This window comes from Neobacillus sp. DZ-9 (assembly GCF_059587065.1).
The window spans coordinates 129,488-149,354 of the sequence record NZ_JCAIOL010000005.1; the positions used below are offsets into that span (position 1 = coordinate 129,488).

Annotated in this window: 20 protein-coding genes; 14 read left to right on the top strand and 6 right to left on the bottom strand. The window is 38.6% G+C overall.

From position 1 onward, the window contains the following. Positions 1-41 precede the first annotated feature (41 nt). From AC59HZ_RS15580 to pdxR, 3 genes are all read left to right on the top strand, one after another. Complete coding sequence (locus AC59HZ_RS15580; protein WP_496546717.1) at positions 42-215, top strand: hypothetical protein; 174 nt, start codon at positions 42-44, stop codon at positions 213-215. 98 nt (positions 216-313) lie between these two features. Beyond that, on the top strand, positions 314-853 hold the full coding sequence (locus tag AC59HZ_RS15585) for an NADPH-dependent FMN reductase (RefSeq protein WP_496546718.1): 540 nt from the start codon (positions 314-316) through the stop codon (positions 851-853). Between the two features lie 82 nt (positions 854-935). Next, complete coding sequence (gene pdxR / locus AC59HZ_RS15590; RefSeq protein WP_496546719.1) at positions 936-2,339, top strand: MocR-like pyridoxine biosynthesis transcription factor PdxR; 1,404 nt, start codon at positions 936-938, stop codon at positions 2,337-2,339. A gap of 33 nt (positions 2,340-2,372) precedes the next feature. Here pdxR and AC59HZ_RS15595 read toward each other — a convergent pair whose 3' ends face one another. Together AC59HZ_RS15595 and AC59HZ_RS15600 are read right to left on the bottom strand one after the other, a co-directional pair. Then, complete coding sequence (locus AC59HZ_RS15595) at positions 2,373-3,209, bottom strand: SDR family oxidoreductase (RefSeq protein ID WP_496546720.1); 837 nt, start codon at positions 3,207-3,209, stop codon at positions 2,373-2,375. 125 nt (positions 3,210-3,334) lie between these two features. After that, positions 3,335-3,529, bottom strand: coding sequence for an alpha/beta-type small acid-soluble spore protein (locus tag AC59HZ_RS15600; RefSeq protein WP_430062927.1), 195 nt, complete (start codon positions 3,527-3,529; stop codon positions 3,335-3,337). 154 nt (positions 3,530-3,683) lie between these two features. On the opposite strand from AC59HZ_RS15600, the gene AC59HZ_RS15605 reads away from it, so the two are divergent. Continuing rightward, on the top strand, positions 3,684-4,247 hold the full coding sequence (locus AC59HZ_RS15605) for a hypothetical protein (protein ID WP_496546721.1): 564 nt from the start codon (positions 3,684-3,686) through the stop codon (positions 4,245-4,247). Positions 4,248-4,268: 21 nt separating this feature from the next. On the opposite strand, the gene AC59HZ_RS15610 is transcribed toward AC59HZ_RS15605, so the two are convergent. Then, the gene (locus AC59HZ_RS15610; RefSeq protein ID WP_496546722.1) at positions 4,269-5,861 is read right to left on the bottom strand and encodes an acetolactate synthase large subunit; all 1,593 of its coding nucleotides are present in this window, start codon (positions 5,859-5,861) and stop codon (positions 4,269-4,271) included. A gap of 88 nt (positions 5,862-5,949) precedes the next feature. Between AC59HZ_RS15610 and AC59HZ_RS15615 the strand changes: the two genes are divergently transcribed. Beyond that, a complete protein-coding gene (locus tag AC59HZ_RS15615; RefSeq protein WP_496546723.1) occupies positions 5,950-6,576 on the top strand; it encodes a hypothetical protein in 627 nt (208 codons plus the stop codon). Between the two features lie 33 nt (positions 6,577-6,609). On the opposite strand, the gene AC59HZ_RS15620 is transcribed toward AC59HZ_RS15615, so the two are convergent. After that, positions 6,610-7,743 carry a CAP domain-containing protein gene (locus tag AC59HZ_RS15620; protein ID WP_496546724.1) on the bottom strand — a complete coding sequence of 378 codons (1,134 nt, stop codon included), beginning with the start codon at positions 7,741-7,743 and terminating at the stop codon, positions 6,610-6,612. A 164-nt stretch (positions 7,744-7,907) separates the two neighbouring features. Continuing rightward, the gene (locus tag AC59HZ_RS15625) at positions 7,908-8,324 is read right to left on the bottom strand and encodes a DUF2243 domain-containing protein (protein WP_496546725.1); all 417 of its coding nucleotides are present in this window, start codon (positions 8,322-8,324) and stop codon (positions 7,908-7,910) included. A gap of 122 nt (positions 8,325-8,446) precedes the next feature. On the opposite strand from AC59HZ_RS15625, the gene AC59HZ_RS15630 reads away from it, so the two are divergent. The 7 genes from AC59HZ_RS15630 (at position 8,447) to AC59HZ_RS15660 (ending at position 16,279) form a co-directional block, all read left to right on the top strand. Further along, positions 8,447-9,358 (top strand): carbohydrate kinase family protein, encoded by a 912-nt coding sequence (locus AC59HZ_RS15630; protein ID WP_496546726.1) that lies wholly within the window; start codon positions 8,447-8,449, stop codon positions 9,356-9,358. Between the two features lie 309 nt (positions 9,359-9,667). Continuing rightward, positions 9,668-10,789: an NAD(P)/FAD-dependent oxidoreductase gene (locus tag AC59HZ_RS15635; RefSeq protein ID WP_496546727.1), complete on the top strand. Its 1,122-nt coding sequence runs from the start codon at positions 9,668-9,670 to the stop codon at positions 10,787-10,789. 96 nt (positions 10,790-10,885) lie between these two features. Continuing rightward, entirely contained in the window at positions 10,886-11,254 is a 369-nt protein-coding gene (locus tag AC59HZ_RS15640; protein WP_430062950.1) for a hypothetical protein, read from the top strand. A gap of 119 nt (positions 11,255-11,373) precedes the next feature. Beyond that, positions 11,374-12,006, top strand: a complete 633-nt coding sequence (locus AC59HZ_RS15645; protein WP_496546728.1) for a DUF2238 domain-containing protein — start codon at positions 11,374-11,376, stop codon at positions 12,004-12,006. Positions 12,007-12,467: 461 nt separating this feature from the next. After that, entirely contained in the window at positions 12,468-14,003 is a 1,536-nt protein-coding gene (locus tag AC59HZ_RS15650) for an NCS1 family nucleobase:cation symporter-1 (protein WP_496546729.1), read from the top strand. Between the two features lie 100 nt (positions 14,004-14,103). Further along, positions 14,104-14,433 carry an asparaginase gene (locus tag AC59HZ_RS15655; RefSeq protein WP_496546730.1) on the top strand — a complete coding sequence of 110 codons (330 nt, stop codon included), beginning with the start codon at positions 14,104-14,106 and terminating at the stop codon, positions 14,431-14,433. 103 nt (positions 14,434-14,536) lie between these two features. Then, entirely contained in the window at positions 14,537-16,279 is a 1,743-nt protein-coding gene (locus AC59HZ_RS15660; protein ID WP_496546731.1) for a beta/alpha barrel domain-containing protein, read from the top strand. A gap of 411 nt (positions 16,280-16,690) precedes the next feature. On the opposite strand, the gene AC59HZ_RS15665 is transcribed toward AC59HZ_RS15660, so the two are convergent. Next, positions 16,691-18,268, bottom strand: coding sequence for a phytoene desaturase family protein (locus AC59HZ_RS15665; protein ID WP_496546732.1), 1,578 nt, complete (start codon positions 18,266-18,268; stop codon positions 16,691-16,693). A 246-nt stretch (positions 18,269-18,514) separates the two neighbouring features. Between AC59HZ_RS15665 and AC59HZ_RS15670 the strand changes: the two genes are divergently transcribed. Together AC59HZ_RS15670 and AC59HZ_RS15675 are read left to right on the top strand one after the other, a co-directional pair. Next, the gene (locus AC59HZ_RS15670; RefSeq protein ID WP_496546733.1) at positions 18,515-19,159 is read left to right on the top strand and encodes a sterol desaturase family protein; all 645 of its coding nucleotides are present in this window, start codon (positions 18,515-18,517) and stop codon (positions 19,157-19,159) included. An 85-nt stretch (positions 19,160-19,244) separates the two neighbouring features. Further along, positions 19,245-19,748 carry a DinB family protein gene (locus tag AC59HZ_RS15675; protein ID WP_496546734.1) on the top strand — a complete coding sequence of 168 codons (504 nt, stop codon included), beginning with the start codon at positions 19,245-19,247 and terminating at the stop codon, positions 19,746-19,748. Positions 19,749-19,867 lie beyond the last annotated feature (119 nt).

Sequence of the window (19,867 nt, forward strand, 5' to 3'; positions counted from 1 at the left end):
ATTGGACAAGACTGTAATAGGAAAAGGAAGGAGACGATTACATGAATAACCCTTTTAATTACTCGGAAATTTCTTATAACGAGGTCATTTTCTATTTAGAATCCAAATGGGGTCGTCGGTTAACTGACCATGAACGACATGTTTTAATCGAGGGATATAGATTTGGCAGGATGGTCGAGGCTGAAAATGAAATCAAAATTCTGTTTGCACAATAAGAATAGAACACTAAGCCTTTGAGGCAGTTTTTTTGAACTTTCCAAATATAGTCCCTATAATCATTATTATTACATAACAAAAAGGTGTGAAGAGACGAATGAAAATTGTAGCGATTGTAGGTAGTTTAAGGAAAGGATCATATAATAGGCAGCTAGCAAGCACGATTCAAGAGAGACATGCCCAAAAATTTGATTTGGAACTTCTTGATATTGCCCAGCTGCCACATTTTGATCAGGATACAGAATTAAATCCATCTGAATCAGTTACTGTTTTTAAAAGAAAGGTAAAGGAAGCTGACGGAGTCATCATCATCACACCTGAATACAACTGGTCAATTCCTGGCGTGTTGAAAAATGCACTTGACTGGTTGTCCCGTGTTGATAAAGTACTAATCGGAAAACCGGTCATGACGGCTGGTGCAGCAACAGGATTAATGGGTACCCTTCGTGCACAGCTTCATTTGCGTCAAATCTTAACGGCTTTGCAAGTAAAGCTTTTGCCGCCGGTGGGCAACGAAATTCTAATTAATCAAGCTTCTTCCAAATTTAATGAATCAACAGGAATGTTAACAGATGAAGCTACACTTAAATTTATCGATGATGTAGTTGACCGGTTTGTTGATCTTATATCTGAATAAAAATTAAGGTGCTTGACCCCAATGCTTTAATGTATTATCGCAATGGAGGACAGGCACCTTTTTCAAAGGCAGGAGATACAATTTGCTTGAACTTACACCTGTTTTAGATTATAAAAGCGATAAACCATTATACCTGCAATTATCTAATTATGTTAAACAGGAAATTTTATCAGGTAGAATCAAACCGAAAGAAAAATTGCCCTCAAAACGAAATTTATCCAATTATTTGGGGTTAAGCTTGAATACCATTCAATCTGCCTACGATCAATTATGTGCGGAAGGGTATGTGGAAAGTAAACCTCGGAAAGGGTTATTTGTAGTATCAGTTGATGAAGACATTTTTTTAAATCAAAAATATCCGCCTCAATTAGAAGTGAAAATGGTGCCCTCAGAGTCGAATGTTAAGATTGATTTCAATTCGGGCAGGGTCGATTTAGAACATTTTCCATTTTCTGTATGGCGAAAATTAACAATGCAAGCTTTATATGAGGTTCAAAACGAGATATTTAATATCGGTGATCCAAAAGGCGAAAGGCTCCTAAGAGAACAAATTGCCATACAACTTTTTGCATCCAGGGGTGTTAGGTGCTCAGCTGATCAAATCATTATTGGCGCAGGGACACAGGTTCTCATTGGTTTATTATGTTTGTTAATTGGGAAAGACAACATCTATGCACTCGAGAATCCTGGTTTCCATCGAACAAGAGTTGTCTTACAAGATTTAGGTGTCAGTACGATTCCCATATCGCTAGATGAAAGTGGGATCAATTTAGGTGAATTAAAAGAAAGTAGTGCCACTGTTGCCTATGTGACACCATCACATCAATTCCCATTTGGAATGGTCTTACCGATTTCGCGGAGAATGGAATTGTTAAAATGGGCAGAAGAGCAGTGCGGTTATATAATTGAAGATGATTATGACGGGGAATATCGTTATACAGGTAAGCCAATCCCCTCGTTACAGGGGCTGGATCCAAATGGAAGAGTCGTCTATTTAGGAACATTTTCCAAGTCCTTAATTCCATCTATACGTATAAGTTATATGGTTTTGCCAGCTGCACTTCTTTCTAAATACGAAGAACGCTTTACTATTTATAAGCAGACAGTCTCCCGGCTTCATCAGAATACCCTTTATCTTTTTATGAAGGATGGACATTGGCAAAGACATTTAAATAAAATGAGAACGCTTTACCGTAAAAAACAGGTTACCTTAATGGTCGATATAAAAAACTATTTAGGGGAAAAAGTTCAAATAATTGGGGAGAATGCCGGTCTTCATATTGTTTTGGACGTAAAAAACAATATGGTTGAAAAAGAGTTAATTCGTTCAGCCTTAATCCATGGGGTAAAAGTATACCCATTGTCGATATATGATCACGAGTCAAATACCTCCGAAGGGTCCAGAGTTATTATGGGTTTTGGCGGGTTATCAGAGTTTGAAATTAATAAAGGGATACGTTTGTTAAAAGCTGCATGGGGGCTTTGACACACAAAGCACCCATCCTAACAAGGGGAAATTTTAATGTTTTAGTGTTTTTAATATTGCCGCTTCAATAAGTTCCCACTTTAAGAAGTTTTTTAGAAAAAGGTTTTTCTTAACATCTTTCCCGATTGGATATCGGAGCTTAGGGGATTTTGGCTGTGACGCAATTTGTGCAGCTAGTTTCGCGACCTCTAATGGATTTCCATGAGCTGTTTTGCCGCTTTCAATTTCATCTATAAGACTCTTCATATAGGAAAAGTAAGGGGAATCCGCATTGATTTCCATCTGGTCGACGCTAGACCAAATATTCGTCTGATATGATCCTGGCTCAATTAAGGAGACATCGATTCCAAATGGTTTTAATTCAAGCCTTAAACTCTCGCTATATCCTTCAAGTGCGTGCTTTGAGGCTGTATAGGCAGATAGTCCCGGAAATCCCATTCGCCCGCTAATGCTGCTCATATTGATAATTCTGCCTGACCTTTTTTCTCTCATAAATGGAAGCACTGCATTGGTCACTGCAATGACACCGAAAAAGTTGGTTTCAAATTGCTGTCGATATTCTTCAATCGAGAGCTCTTCGCTAAAGCCTCCGAGCGCGAATCCTGCATTGTTTACTAAAACATCTACTGAAGGAAAGCTTGATAGCATAGTTTTAAACTGGTTAATCGAAACGGTTGAAGTAACGTCTAGTGGTTCAATATTAATGTATTCTGATACATTCTTTTCTTTTGCCAGGTCTAACAATGGTATTGCTTTCTTGACATCTCTCATAGTTGCAAGTACCGAAAATCCCTCTAGTGCCAGTTCAACTGAACATAATAAACCAAAGCCGCTAGAGGCCCCTGTAACGATCGCCGTTTTTCTACTCATGTATTTCTCCTTATAATTATATCTTTTCTTTAATTAAAACTTATCGCACATATGGTTGTATAGAAAAATTTGGCTTAATCGAAAAAGGGTGCCCGATTTGGACACCCTCATTCTGAAATCACAGATTAAATATTCTGTTGATTTCGAAGTGATTGTTCAGCATAAGCAACGAGACGTTTGGTCATTTCGCCGCCGACTGAACCGTTTGCTCGTGCGGTCGTATCAGCACCAAGCTGCACTCCAAACTCGTTGGCGATTTCTTCTTTCATTTGATCCAGAACATTATCTGCACCAGGAACCAATAGTTTGTTTCTAGCCATGATACATCACTCCCGACGAATGTTTTTTTGAGCAATGGATAATTTGCTCGTATATAATTTATCCAAATAAATAATCGTAATTCGTTACAAAAATGGAAATAATCGGATTCATCATCGGTTTCATCAGTTAATAAAATAAATTGAGGTGAAACCGATGTATTTTATTAGAAACATTTCCGTTGATATTAGAACTGCCCAATTAACATTTAATCAAAAGTCTAAAACTAGTCGTCTTATCTTAGCTGCTCTTTTTACTAGTATAGCAGCTGTTCTGCAAGCAGCAGGTGGCATTTTGCCGGGAGTGGGGTACTTTATCAGTCCATTTGCAACCACACCGATTCTACTCTGTTCCATGCTTTCACTTCCACTTGGAGCAATAGCGTATGTCCTTACGAATTTATTGTTACTCATTCTTCAGCCTAGTGAGCTATTTGTCTTCCCGTTTACGACAGGACTAATAGGACTCGGCATCGGAGCGGCCTTTTACTTTTTCAAAAAGAGATGGATCATCATCACAACAGGTGCATCATTATTAACCATAGGAATTTTGATTCTAATATATGTTCTTAAATTCCCTGTCTTAGGACCTTCGATTTCAGAGCCCTTTTCAATCTCCACAACAGGCGGTATATTTTTGTTCTCCCTCATTTATAATTGGATTTGGGTAGAGATCGGCTTAATCATTTTTAAAAAATTAAATACAATTATGGCATCATAACTTTCCAAATCTGAAGGAGCGTCACCTTTGGATTACTGCATCGATTAAGAGAATTCCATCTAAAGAAAGCAGCTTCTCATTTAGAATCGTTTCAAATTCAACTAGGTTATAAGCTCGAGTTCCTTGGACTCCAAAACTGCCTGCTAATTGTACAAAATCTGGATTTTCAAAGGTTACACCATAGTTTTGTCCAAACATTTTGTTCATTTGCTGCACTTCAAGCTTTAACATCGAGTCATTTAAAACGATGATGATGAAGGAGAGCCCTAAACGCTTGGCCGTCTCAATTTCAGCAAAATTCATTAATGCGCCGCCATCGCCTGTAATACAAATAACAGGATCATCAGGACAAGCAAGTTTGGCACCGATTGCGCCAGGCAAGGCGATTCCCATCGAAGCAAGCCCGTTTGAAATGATTAATCGGTCCGGTCGTTTTGGTTGATAAGTACGTGCAATGGAAACCTTATGGGCCCCGACATCTGAAATCACAATCGTGTCATCTGATGTTATTGCTTCAATTCTCTGAAGGACATTTTCAATAGTAAAAGGCAGGGAGTTGGAATCGGACGTATTTTTTATTTGATAGGCTGTTTTAATATGTTCATGGAGATTCTCAGCAGGTATCCATGATTTAGCGGGAACCCCAGCCTGATTAAGTAATTGAAGTGTTTCCTTTAAGTTTCCAATAAGTTCTGCTTCAACAGGATAATACTCATTTATTTCTGCTGGAACACTATCAATATGTAAAATTGGCCGTTTCTTTTGATTCCAATCCTTTGGTAATTTTTCTACAAAATCAAATCCAATGACAATTAATAAATCTGCTTCATCTAGTCCAGTTAAAACTACATCGTTCTCTTTAAAGCCAAAGGTATAGAAATTAAGAGGATGATCTTTAGGTAGCATTCCTTTTGCCATAAAGCTGTGAGTTACAGGTGATTGAAGGGTTTCAATCAAGATTTGCAGCTCAGGAACGGCATCTTGTCTAATGACTCCGTTTCCAATAATTAAAAACGGTTTATAGTGATTTTGTATTAGGAATTTTGCCTTCATTAGAGCATCTGACGCAGGTACACACACAGGCAATGGAGTGACAGGCAATGGTTTGTTGGCAATCATTTGTGCTGAAAAATTCACCGGCAAGGTAATGGCCACAGCGCCAGGTTTCTCCATCATAACTGTTTGAAAAGCTTTTCTCATGATGGAAGGGACGGAAGGTGATTCAAGCAATTGGGTACTCCACTTTGTGGCGGGCTCAAATAATTTCACCAAGTCCAAATATTGATGGGATTCTTTATGCTGCCGCTCAATGCCTGCTTGGCCAATTAGTGCTACCAATGGAGAATGGTCGAGCTGTGCACTTGCGATACCAGTCATTAAATTGGTAGCCCCTGGTCCGAGCGTTGCCAAACAAACGCCTGCTTTCTTTGATAATCGTCCATAAACATCTGCCATGAAAGCAGCACCTTGCTCATGTCTAACATTTATAAACTGAATTTGCTTTGATTTTGATAACGAATCAGCAAGGTCCAACGTCTCCGTGCCGACGATTCCAAACACATATTCTACGTCTTCGTTTTCTAAACACTGAACTAGTACATCTGATACCTTCATTATTCCCTCCTAAATATTTGCTGTTAGTAGTTTTAGCCAAATGCTAAAATTAAAACCATAATGGAACTTAATAGAAAATAGGTGATAGATGGTGAATGAAAAACAATATGTTTGGTACGCAAGTTATGGATCTAATATAAATACCGATCGATTTTTATGTTATATCAAGGGCGGCAGGCCTGAGGGCTCATCTAAAGTGGAAGCAGGATGTAATGATCCCTCATTACCAGTTGATGAATCCATTTTCACCATAAATTTACCCCTATACTTTGCAAAGGAAGCAGCAAAATGGGAGTCAAAAGGGGTTGCCTTTATTGGTTTAAAGCAAAATACAGGAGCTAAAACCTTTAGTAAAAAATATTTAATCACTACTGAACAGTTTTTGGATGTTGTCAAACAGGAAAATAATGGATTGGACTTTGAGATTGATTTAAACGAGGTCAAAAGGAAGGGTTCGAAAATTTTTCGGCAAGCTTGGTATGGGAATGTTTTATACTTAGGCGAAGATAAAGGTTTTCCGATCTATACCTTTACCGCACCTTGGGATATGGAAGACGTAGAATGGAAAAAGCCGTCACGTGCCTACTTAACAACAATTGTTAAGGGGTTAGAACAAGATTACTCAGCTCAAGAAATCTATGATTATTTTAAAACTAAACCCGGCATAAAAGGTAATTATACGGATGGAGAGTTAGCTAGGGTTATTTTTAATTAAAAGAGGTGTCCCTGGTCTGAATCTGGGACACCTTTATTTTGCATAAAAGTTTTCTGTATAGTAGGGCTGAGATTGATTATTAAAGGCTACACCAACACCTAAATATTCATAATCCTTTTGTAAAATATTCTCCCGATGCCCAAGAGAGTTCATTAAGCCTTCATGGGCGAAAATACTGCTAAACTGTCCATAGGCAAGATTTTCTCCTGCCAACTGAAATATAATATGATCCTCTTTCATACGATCAAAAGGTGATTGCCCCTTAAGATTTGTATGATCAAAATATTTATTAACAGCCATATCCGTGCTATGCTTGCGGGCTGTTTCTCTCACATGCTGATCCCATGTTAATACAGACAGCAGATGTTCCACTCGTGCGGCATTAGTCAAATCGAATAACTGATATTCAAAACCTTCCTCTAAATCAGAACTCGCTTTGGTGTAAAAATCTATTTTATTTTGTTCAAAGTCTTTGCTGATAAGCTGCATCGCTGTTACAGTGTTATTCTCGTGTTTATCGTAAAAAATGGTCACATATTCGTTACTAAGTAAGTATACATCATAATCGCTGTCCTGTTTCAATTCATAAATGGTTATCCCTTTTTGAATTTTGGTAAGGGGATCACCTAGTTTTTCACGAACCATTTGTTTCGATATCCCAATTTTAATTCCATTGGTTGAGGCAATTAAATCCTGGTTGGTATAAAGTCCTACAGCTTTATTGTTTTTATCATACATTATCATAAAAAAATTATGGTAATTTTCATGATAGGTATTCCAATTTGCCCCATATTCATTTAAGGATGAACGCTTTGGTGCTCCTAAGTTCCGTTCAATATTTTCTTTTGTATCGCCAATTTCAACATTATGAATAGAGAATATTTGATTAGTAGGGGGTGCTAACTCTACTTTTTTTGTTTCGTTTTCTGGTTGTTTTTGTGGCTGTTCGTCAAACTGTATGCCAATCTCGTTCAATATTTGTTGAACATTTTCCCCTAATGAATTTATGACAGCAAGTACTTCAGGGTTATCTTTAAAGCTAGTCATTTCTGATTGAGCCTGTTGCTTCACTATTTCGAAATCTGTTTTATCTAACTGTTTTTCAAGTGAGGGCCATAATAAATAAAGTAAAACTAAAAATGAGCAGAGCTTAAAAAAACGAACCATCGTTACCACCTCCATATCTATTAGAATTGTAACCAATCTAGTTAAAATGTAAAAGTAACAACTCTACGTGACTGTAATTAGAGTTCAAGCATCGTATCGGTCACATAGAAGCGGTCTACGTGGCCGTATTAAATGTTTCGACTCCATTTCAACATTGGCCGCTTTTACATGCCTGTGTTTTCTGTTCCAGTCTCATTCTGGTCGAGTAAAACTCTATTATTTACCTTTCTCTCTCTCGAAATTCCATACCAAACTAAGATGATACCAATTACTACAAATAGCGGCTCGAGCCAGTTTGCTTCAGGGCCGTTGGTGATACGGTGAAGCTGGAATATCCAATGGAAGACCACAATATCGAAGCTCAAAAATAATCCTGTTGCTACTGTGAATCCATTAAAAAAGGCCTTCGAAAAGAAACGATGAAAAATCGCCATAAAAATTAAAAGGACACAAATTCCAAAAAAGACGGCTCCGATACGCTGGCCGGCAGTTTCGGCCTTCATACCAAAAGCAAGGGCGTCTATTAAATGAAATAGAAAGTCTGTTAGAAAAAAAGCAGTAATCGCACCGAGTATTTTCACGAATTAATTTCTCCCTAATTAAAAATTTAGTTTCTCTCAAAATTATATTGTAATATAAAGATGTTGTTAACAATGAAAAAATCTTTTGATAAACTAAAATGCTTTTTAAAGGGGGAACATAGTTGAAAAAACAAGGAGTTATTTCTCTCGGAGAAGCGTTTATAGATTATATTTCGATAGATAAATCGAATACAAAGTACGAGAAGCTGCTTGGGGGTGCGACTGTTAATGTTGCAGCGGGAACAAGCAGATTAGGGATTCCATCCTATTATTTATGTAAATTAGGAACCGATGAAATCAGTCAATTTGTCGAGCAAGAATTGAAAAAAGAGAATATCAATATTGAATTTTGTGTGCGAACTCCTAACAAAAAAATATGTGGTGTTTATGTTCACCTTAATGATAACGGTGAGCGATACTTTCATACTTACCTAAATCCAACTCCAGATGAAGTCTTGTCTGAAGACCAGCTGGTACCTGATCTTTTTGAACGGGCGAAAATCTTTTATTTTGGATCAGGAACTCTTTTTCAAGAAAAAGCAAAACTCACTACTCTGACGGCAATCAACAATGCTAAGAAATCCAATACTCTTATTGCTTTCGATGCCAATATCCGCATAAAGCGCTGGGAAAGTGATGATCATTGCCGGAAAACAGTCCTCTCTTTTTTACCATTTGCAGATATCGTAAAGCTTGCTGAGGATGAACTTTATTTTCTAACGGAGACGGAAAAAATGGATGATGGGATTAAAAAATTATCCCAATGGAAAATACCTTTTGTTTTTATAACGATGGGAAGCAAAGGGGCATGCGCCGTAAATCAGGAAACGAACATTTTTGTCCCGGGAGTCAAAGTAAGGGCAGTGGACACTACCGGAGCAGGAGATGCCTTTATGTCAGCATTATTGTTTAGTTTTCACGAAAAAGGGAACCCGCAAGATTTATCACAGTTAACCGAATATACCCAATATGCCAATCAAATCGGTGCAATCGCGACAACAAAAAGAGGTTCCTTATCTGCATTCAATATTTAATTTTTGTGATTGATTTAATTGTGCCAGTGATAAAATAATCGCTACGATGTCACTGGCACATGTTTGAATTAGAAAAATGATTTCACAATTTCTTGTTGTCGATTGCACTCTGTGCAAGTATATTCGATTTCTAAGGCGTCTTCTCTTACCATGTGTTCAGTTTCTTTATTACATTTTTCACAAAAAAGGTTTCTCGGTATTTCAATCATGTTATCAACCTCTTTATATAATATTTATTTGGTAATAATATTGCCCATTTTTGGAAATTGATGTTACAAAAAGAAAATTTAAAAAGTAGAAAGGTGTCATATGAAAAAAATCATAGTAATTGGCGCAGGGATTTTGGGGGCATCTACTGCCTATCATCTTGCTAAATCAGGAGCCGATGTTACATTAGTGGATCGTGAGGATACCGGACAAGCTACAGATGCCGCAGCTGGAATTGTCTGTCCTTGGCTTTCGCAAAGGCGAAATAAAGCATGGTATCAGTTAGCAAAAGGAGGAGCGCGGTACTATCCTGAATTAATTGCTCAATTAGAAGCAGATGGCGAAAAGGAAACTGGGTATAAGCGTGTTGGGGCAATTAGTCTTCATACTGATTTCGAGAAGCTGCAACAAATGGCAGAGCGAGCACGCAAACGCCGTGAGGATGCACCTGAGATTGGTGAAATTACGATTTTGTCACCTGTTGAAACAAAGGAACTTTTTCCACCAATTTCAGAAGAATATGGTTCGGTACATGTTAGTGGGGGAGCACGTGTTAATGGGAGAGATTTACGAAAAGCGCTAATAAACGCATCCATAAAGAATGGCGCTCGATTTATTAGAGGGAGTGCGTCTATTTTATCAAAAAATAACCAGGTTTCAGGGATTCGTCTTGCTGAAGAAGATTTTGGAGCAGACACGGTTATTGTTACATCTGGTGCCTGGTCGCAGGAAATATTGGAACCGATGGGAATTCATTTTCATGTCAAACCGCAAAAGGCGCAAATTATTCATCTAGAATTGCCAGAAACTGATACGAGTTCGTGGCCTGTTGTCATGCCTCCCAAAAATCAGTACATCCTTACGTTTGAAAATGGACGGATCGTTGTAGGGTCAACACATGAGGATGTGGCTGGATTTGACTCCCGCGTCACGGCAGGGGGGATTGACGAAATTTTAAGCAAAGCCATTGAGGTGGCTCCAGGTTTATCGAGTTGCACGTATCTTGAAACTAGAGTGGGTTTTCGACCCTTCACCCCAGGGTTTCTACCAGTTATAGGAGCTTTGCCGCAATATGAAGGAATCTACGTTGCTAATGGATTAGGGGCCTCCGGATTAACCAGTGGACCATATCTTGGTGCAGAACTGGCCAAACTAGTTTTGGGCAAAGAAACGGAAATTGATATTAGCCGTTATGATGTAACAGGAGCAATGGGTGAAAGCTAAAGAAGATATTTTATTTCTTGTCCTAGGGAAAACGCCGTTTCTAAAAACCTTACTTTTTCATTTATTGAAGTTAGATAGGTTTGGAGGTGGTAATTTTTGACTAAAGCTTTTTCCGATACTGATGTTATAGATATCGTCACGAGAGTAAATGGACAAGTTGATTGTAGAATACACTTTCAGCTTACCACTGATTGTATAATAGAGGAAGGATTTACCAAAATCACTTATACAATTACCAATTTCCTGGATTCAACATCAACCATTGCTTATTTTATGGTGGATGAACAAGTATTTACTTTTGAATCAGGTGTTAATCCAGGGAGTATCGGCAAAATTCATTTTAAACGAAATGGTTCATGTGAACCTGCTATGGGTGCTGTTTATATTGAAACAGATACTCAAGGATTTGAATTCGGTAATTTATCCACCGCAGTAATTACAAAGGCAGTAACTCCTAGCGAATAAAAGTTTAAGAAGACTTCCAAATTGGAAGTCTTTATTAATTGAAACTAGTTTGATTTGTATTTTTTTCCCTAGACATAGAAATAATGTAAAGGATTTCATATCTACTGGGGGAAGAAACATTGGAACAAGATAATCGCTCAAACTTTCATTTACTTCTGTTATTCTTTGTCATTGCTGTTTTTATTTGGTCCGCTATTAAACCAGCCGGTTATATAATATGGACAATGGAAGTTCTTCCTGCCTTTGTTTTATTAATCATTGTGATAGCAACCTATAAAAAATTTCGTCTTACTTCACTATCATATTTCATCATTGCTCTTCTTTCGATTTTGACGTTTATTGGCGGGCATTTTACATACAACGATGTGCCTCTTTTTAATTGGGTTAAAGAATATTTTGATTTAAAAAGGAACAACTATGATCGTTTGGGGCATTTATTAAAGGGGTTGTTTGCCATTGTAATAAGAGAAATGTATATTCGAAAAAGCCCGATTAAAAAAGGGTTTTGGTTAATATTTGTCATTTTAAGCACGTCATTGTGCATTAGTGCGTTATTTGAAATTATTGAATGGTTATTTACAAAAATAGGAAGGGGTGGAAAAACTGCAAAAGAATTTTTAGGAATGCAAGGGGATATCTGGGATTCACAGTGGGACATGTCATTAACATTTGTTGGTTCTATCCTCGCATTGATTTTTCTATCAAAGTTGCATAGCATGCTTATAAAAAATATGAATGGATCCAACCACTAAAAATTACTATAATATTATTATGTTAACTGATTGAGTTCCATGGAACATGAAAACAGCATCCTGCCAGAATTGTGGAAAAATCAACCCGACCGTAGAAATATTAAATCGACTTAAAACAATAAAAGAGTGTTAGAAATCATAACACTCTTTAGGACGTAATTTATAAACTTATATTATACTTTAAAAAACAATCGATTTTGCCAACATACAAAACATATAAATTTTTCCTAGAATGATTTAACCTTTTGTCCAATGACAGGAAGTATTGGTCAATTATAATATAAGATAGGAAGGTGGGGTTTGTTTCCTCAATATTTTTTGGTGGTGATGCCTGAAAAGTGAATTTTTTATGTTTTTAATTTTTGTAATATTCCCACTATTTTTATTTGCTACCTTGGTCTTTATCTACTTATTAATTTTTTTATCATGATTGCAACAAATCAAATCAAGGGGGAATTTTGTTGAAAACACAAATTGAACAAAATGGGATTGTTACCCTGACATCTGAAGCAGCAAATGGTTTGAGCAGCTCTAGTATGTGGAATGATGACCTGCGGCCAACTACCACGAAGGAACATTCATGGAAAGGTATTAATTTTGCTACACTTTGGATTGGTATGTGTTTGTGTATCCCTGCCTATACGATGGCCAGCGGTTTGATTTCTTTAGGTATGAATTGGTGGCAAGCCATCTTAACCATTTTTCTTGGAAATGTAATTGTTCTTATCCCCATTCTATTAAATTCACATGCCGGCACCAAATTTGGAATTCCTTATCCTGTATTTGCACGTTTATGGTTTGGCTCAAAAGGCGCCCATATCCCTGCCCTAGCTCGTGCGATTGTAGCAGCGGGATGGTTTGGGATTAACACTTGGATTGGAACGGGTGCGATTGATACGCTTTTATCCGCTTCCTTTTCAGCATGGAAAAACCTTCCTGGCCACACAGCGATCGTATTTGCTTTGTTTTGGGCCTTAAATGTTGCCGTCGCATATAAAGGACCGCAAGCCATGAAGGTACTAGGCTTAATTGCTTCGCCTGTTGTTGGAATCGCTGCCATTATTCTTTTTATTTGGGCATTTACACATGCCGGAGGATGGGGTCCGATTTTATCAACGCCATCTAAATTCGCGAGCACGGGTGATTTTTTAAAAGTATTTTTCCCAGCATTAACGGGTGTCATTGCTTTCTGGGCAACACTTGCCTTGAATATTCCAGACTTTTGCCGATACGCTAAGAGTCAAAAATCACAAATGGTGGCGCAAACCTTATCACTGCCGCTAACCATGAGTATTTTTTCATTTATTGGAATTGCTGTTACATCAGCAACGGTCGTAATTTTCGGAACTGCTCTTTGGGATCCGGTCCAGCTGCTTGCTAAATTCCCGCCATTTGTTATCTTTTTGGGCACTTTAATCATCGTTATTGCATCCTTGACTATTAACGTCGGCGCGAACATCGTAGCACCTGCACGTGCGATTGAGAATTTAAACCCAAGAAAAATAACCTTTGGTCTCGGGGCTTTGATTACTGGGGTTTTTGCAATCCTCATGCAGCCATGGTATATCATGGAAAACTTTGGTAACTATATTTTTGGCTGGCTTGGAACATATGGAGCATTATTAGGACCTATTGATGGAATTGCCATTGCCGACTACTGGCTTGTCCGAAAGAGGCAAATGGCACTTAGCGAGCTATATGATGTAAATGGCCGATATAGTTATACTTCTGGCTTTAATAAAAATGGTGTATATGCCTTAATTATTGGCGTGGCTATTCCTGTATTAGGTTTATTTATTCCGGGACTGCGCTTTTTATGGGATAATGCCTGGACTTTTGGATTGTTTATCTCCATTTTCGCTTACACCTATTTAATGAGAGGTGACCAAAGCGTACTCAAACCAGGAGAATATGAAAATATCACAAGCTTCAATTCCAATACTCGTGGCAACAAGACGGATTCAACTCCAGGTACAGAAACTGAATTTTATTATTAATAAATGATTGACCCCTTCATTTGAAGGGGTTTTTTTAAATCAGGGTAATACAAAATATGATAAAATCGTATTATGATTAAATTATTTGAGGAGAAATGATATGCAAAAGCCAATTCTCGTGTATAGAGGGGAACATTTAGAAAGCACACATGATCTACATGTTGCTGTTGTAAATAATGAGGGAAAGCTCCTTTTTTCATACGGTAATCCTAGCAGGTTCACATTTCCTCGTTCTTCGATGAAGCCGTTTCAGGCAGTACCGTTAGTAGAAACAGGTGCGGCAGAAAGATTCAACTATACGCAATCTGAGCTTGCGCTAAGTTGCGCTTCTCATAGCGGTGAAAAAATTCATCGGGATTTGGTCCTGAACATCCTGGCTAAAATAGGGTTGGCAGAAGAAGCATTACAATGCGGAACACTAGAAAAATGAAAGTGAGGATGGTAAAATGCCGGATTGGTCCTATCACACACTTTTTAAGCCAATAGTATCCCGGCTCCCGAAAACCTTGGGGAGAGAGTTTATTCATCGAGGAATGAACATGATTGTATCTCTCCCAGGTGGACCTAACATTATCGAATTTTTAGGCCATATGGCTCCATCACCATTACTTCAAAAAAATATATTAGGTCTTACTTTTTCAAGTCCAGTAGGATTATGCGGGAAGATAGATCCTTTATTAACAGGATCAGCGGCTTTTTCAAATCTTGGGTTTGGCTTTATTGAGGTAGGCCCCATTTCACGCTTGCCAAATGATGCCGGAAAATATGCAGTTCTTTCAAAACAGAGAGAGGAAATCCTGTTTCCGATTCCATTGGAATCGCTCGGTATGGAGAGTACTATTCGAAGGCTGAATGAGTTAATGCCTTTAAATAAGCCAATTTTTATCCGCATAAGCTCCGAGTTTTCTGTTGAAGAATTACATAGTTTGTTACCTTCACTTTCTCCTTATGGAGATGCTATTGTCTTAGAAAAAATATTTGACAATGAAGAACTGCTAGTGTTAAAGAAATTAATTGCTAATAAACCGATTCTTCTTTCTGTCCAATCAAACCAGCTTTTTGAAAAAATTTCTGAGTTTTCTAGGATTGATGGGATTATTTTAGAAGAAAGGGTGGGAAATGAACTAAGGTTCCCGGATGAGCAAAAAGAACTTTTCCAATCATTAAAATTTCTTAAATCCAACGGTTTTAATAAAATCCCAATCATTATATCAGGTGGTGTCTTGGAACCAGAAGATGCGCTGGAATTATATGAGGAAGGTGCCGATCTAATCATGCTTTCAGTCGGTTATGTCCTTTCCGGTCCAGGGCTCCCGAAAAGAATTAATGAAGCTTTAGTGGACCAAATGGATAGGGAGCGGGAGGAGGTATCTGGATGGATCTGGTATTGGTTATTCGGTCTTTTCATTACAATTGGCGGTGTCCTTGCCTTACTTTTTAGTATGACATCGGTGATTCTCCATTACGATGAAGCCTTTTTAGGATTTAGCCGAGAGGAATTAATGGCAATTAATCCTAATATTATTTATTTTATGGCTCATGATCGAATGACTCTGTCAGGAACGATGGTCTCAGGCGGAATCTTATATATGCAATTAGCTCGTCATGGGGTGAAATATGGAATTCATTGGGCGCGAAAAGCGATAAATATTGGGGCTGTTGTCGGTTTTTTAGGGATATTATTGTTTATTGGCTTTGGTTATTTTGATTGGCTTCATGGACTATTTTGGGTTATTCTTTTTCCTTTTTTTATTAACGGGGTACGAAAAACCAAAAAGGCTATCTACACACCTATTTCGAAAAATCGGACGAATCACCCTGGATGGAAAAAAAGCCTTTGGGGACAGCTTTGCTTTGTGGTGCTAGGATTCGCCTTTATTATTGGGGGGCTGCTTATTTCTATAATTGGAGCCACAAATGTTTTTGTCCCGACGGATTTAGGGTTTATTTGTATGACTCCTGATCAAATGAATGATTTAAACAGCAGGTTGATTCCCCTGATAGCTCATGACCGTGCTGGGTTTGGCAGTGCGTTATTAAGTGTCGGCTTGCTGGTTCTCATGATTGCATTGTGGGGGTTTCATCAAGGAGAGGAATGGGTTTGGAATTCGTTGCTAATCGGGGGTGTGCCAGCTTTTTGTGCTGGGATAATTACTCATTTTGTGATCGGATATACCACATTTATTCATCTTTTACCCGCCTATTTTGTATTATTCCTGTTCGTGATGGGATTAACACTATCACGGCGGTTCTTTTATGAATCGGGCCGAAAATAGGGTGTGGGTAACATCCATGAGGACAGAATTCGTGATAGAAAAGCAAAAGTTGTCCTCATGGGGGTTCATGAGGACAGGAATCGTGATAGAATAGCAAAAAGTTGTCCTCATGGGGCGTTCATGAGGACAGAAATTGTGATAGAAAAGCAAAGTTGTCCTCATGGGACGTTCATGAGGACAGTAATCGTGATAGAAAAGCAAAAGTTGTCCTTATGGGGCGTTCATGAGGACAGAAATTGTGATAGAAAAGCAAAAGTTGTCCTCATGGGACGTTCATGAGGACAGAAATTGTGATAGAAAAGCAAAAGTTGTCCTCATGGGGCGTTCATGAGGACGGAATTCCAGAAAGACTAACCAAATCTGTCCTCATGAAACGGGCTATTACATTTCAAAAGAAAATAATACAAAAGTCTACTCACTAAGCAGCTGCTGAGCAACAATAAATCCAGAGCCACCATTAATTCCATGTCCCGGCCAGGTTGCGGCGCCAAGCATAAATAAGTTTGGAATTTCCGTTTGGTGGCTTGGCTGTCCTGGAAGCGGCCGCAACAGATAGCTTTGAGCGAGATCATGAGCTCCGCCGTAAGGATCACCAGGACCAGCATTCGGATTAAACTGGGCAATCGATTTCGGAGTCACGACATGTTTACCAATTACCCCACTTGGAATATTAGGGATATGTCTACTGACTACATTAAGGACCCTTTCAGTAAACCTCTCCGTTACATCCTTGGTCCATGTTCCATCCCCAACATTAATTTTTCCAGCGGCATCACCACGCGGGTGGCATGGGACTTCAAGCACCTGGATTCTCATAATTGCCTTTCCTGCCGGAGCGCGAGTCGGATCAAGATTGGTAGGACAATCAACAGTAAAGGTAGGCTTCTCTGGCAAAAGGTCAGCCATCCCTTGTGAAATTGCCAGCGTAAAACCATCCAAACCATCTGTTAAATGTGGCTGCCCAACTCTATTAAAACGCTCATCGGACCATTTTGGAGGTTCGCTCAATGCAAGGTTGATTTGCACACATCCACGCCCGTAACGATAATTTTTAGCTTGAGAGCGAATTTGCGGTTGAATTTCTGTATCTTTAAGTAATGATAAATAGAGTTGATCTGGAGTAGTGGATGCAACGACTGAGTGAGAAGCTTGGTATTTCTCTCCATCCTTGGTACGTATGCCAACGGCTCGGCCGTCTTTTACCAGTATCTCGTCAACAATGGCGTTTGTCCTGATCACCCCACCCAGATCCGTCACCAATTGCGCCAGAGATTTTGCAAGCTTTTCACTTCCGCCTTCCGGTATCGGCATCCCGCCGCCCATTAGTGCCATCACGGTTAGTGGGACCCAGATTCCGCTGCCGACTTCGTCAGGAGTTCGTCCGAGATGAGTTACCCATGAAGCAATCATTGCTTTTAAAACGGGAGATTTAAACGGTGCTACTGTGTTTCGTGCAGTAGAGAACAGTGACGATGCAAAAGGTGAATAGCCAATCCCACTTTCGTTATGCATCAGTCTATTTATTACCGCCAATGAGCCTGGCCGAGAAAGATCGACGTTAAATAATGAAAAAACATCGTTAACGTAAGGCTGAAATTCTTCAAACACTTTGGCAAGCTTAGCGCCGTCTCCTGGAGCCAGTCTCTCCGCTTCTGAAATGAAATCCTCAAAGTCACGCGGGAGGACAGCAGTCCTTCCGTCTTCCATCGATACGCCTGTCGGTAAATCAGTATTAATATATCGTAGTCCCCGTGATTCCAGCATAGGACCAAGATCAGCATAGGCAGGTCCGGTTAAGAATAGGGGATGTGCAGCTGAAAATACATCATGCTTGAATCCAGGTAACGTTAATTCTTCGGTCCGGAGAAACCCGCCAGGACGGTCGTTCTTCTCCAAAACTAACACACTTCTTCCTGCTCTCGCCAGATATGCCGCAGTAATTAAGGCGTTATGTCCACTTCCGATAATGATAGAATCATAAGTCCTCATTAGAAATTCACTCCTCATTGAATAATAGAACACAAATAAAAATACGCACCTTATCCATGCTTTAGTACTAAAATGGGATTAAATATACTAGGTATTTTTACTTTCATTTTAAAAGGAAATTGAAGCTTGAGGATTTTTCTATAAAAGCATTAATTCTTTTGAACTATTTATCTAAAAATGCTTGAAAAACAATTATTTCCATAATATTCTGGTATTACGGTACGAGAGAGTACTGGTTATTTTAGGATGGGAGGGATTTTTTTGAAAAAATACCTAAAAGAATTTTTTACCTTTCCAGATATTTTGATAATGAGCATTATCTTCTGTATTTGCCTTATTTTTATTGCTCCCCACATGACTGCTTTAAACACATGGATTGCCTTTATCCTTGGTATAGTTGGATACACTGTGAGCGAATATACGACACACAGATTTCTCTTCCATATAAAAACTCCAAAAAATGCATTCTTTTTAAAATTGATTAAACGGTTGCATTATGACCATCATTCAGATCCGAATAATTTGCATTTGTTATTTCTGCCATTATGGTACAGCATACCTAACATTTTAGTGGCAGGTGTTTTTGTTTACCTTATTACTTCTAATCTAGTTTTGACGAATGCCTTTATTACGGGAGTAATACTGTTTTTGCTCTATTATGAATGGGTGCATTATATCGCTCATCGTCCCATCCAACCTCCAACATCGTGGGGACGCTGGATCAAAAAAGTTCATTTATGGCATCATTTCAAAAATGAAAATTACTGGTATGGTGTTACCAATCCAGTTTATGATGTGATGCTGGGAACGTTTAAAGACCAGAAGGATGTTGAATTAAGTAAGACTGCACGAAATTTGGAGGAACGTGGCCACCAGAATTTACCTTTCTAAGGGGGGATCATTATGAAATTTTCTCTTCCAATGCTATACTTTAAGCGCCATATTTTGGTGAAAATTGAAAGTGGAGGAAAAGATTATGTATACTTCGATTAATGAATTTATTCAAGAATGGAATCAAGAAGCTGCTTCAACACAAAAGCTCATGGATGCGCTGACAGATAGTTCCCTTCAGCAAATGGTGTCGCCGGATGACCGCAGTTTGGGGAGAATTGCCTGGCATGTCGTAACAAGTACACCCGGAATGCTGAATGAGTTCGGAATTAAAGTGGATATGGTGGAAAATGAAAACACAGTTCCATCATCAGCAAAAGAAATCGCTGAAGCTTTTCGAAAAGTAAGCGCTGACACGATAGAGGGCGTTCAAAAGCAATGGACAGACGAAAACTTAAAGGAAATAAAAAATGTGTTTGGGATGGAAATGCCAAAAGCTGTAACCCTTTCACTTTTCCTTAAACATCTCATTCATCATCGCGGACAAATGACAGTGCTCATGCGTCAAGCTGGAATCTCCGTTCCTGGAGTTTATGGTCCTGCTAGGGAAGAATGGGTTCATATGGGTATGGAAGCGCCCGTAATTTAAAAAATTGCATCGTAAACACTATCAAGCATACTGGAAACAGTGTGCTTTTTTATTTAATGGAAGGGAAATGGATGTAATTAGTGGAATATAACAAGTAATAAACTTAGAAACAAAGGTGG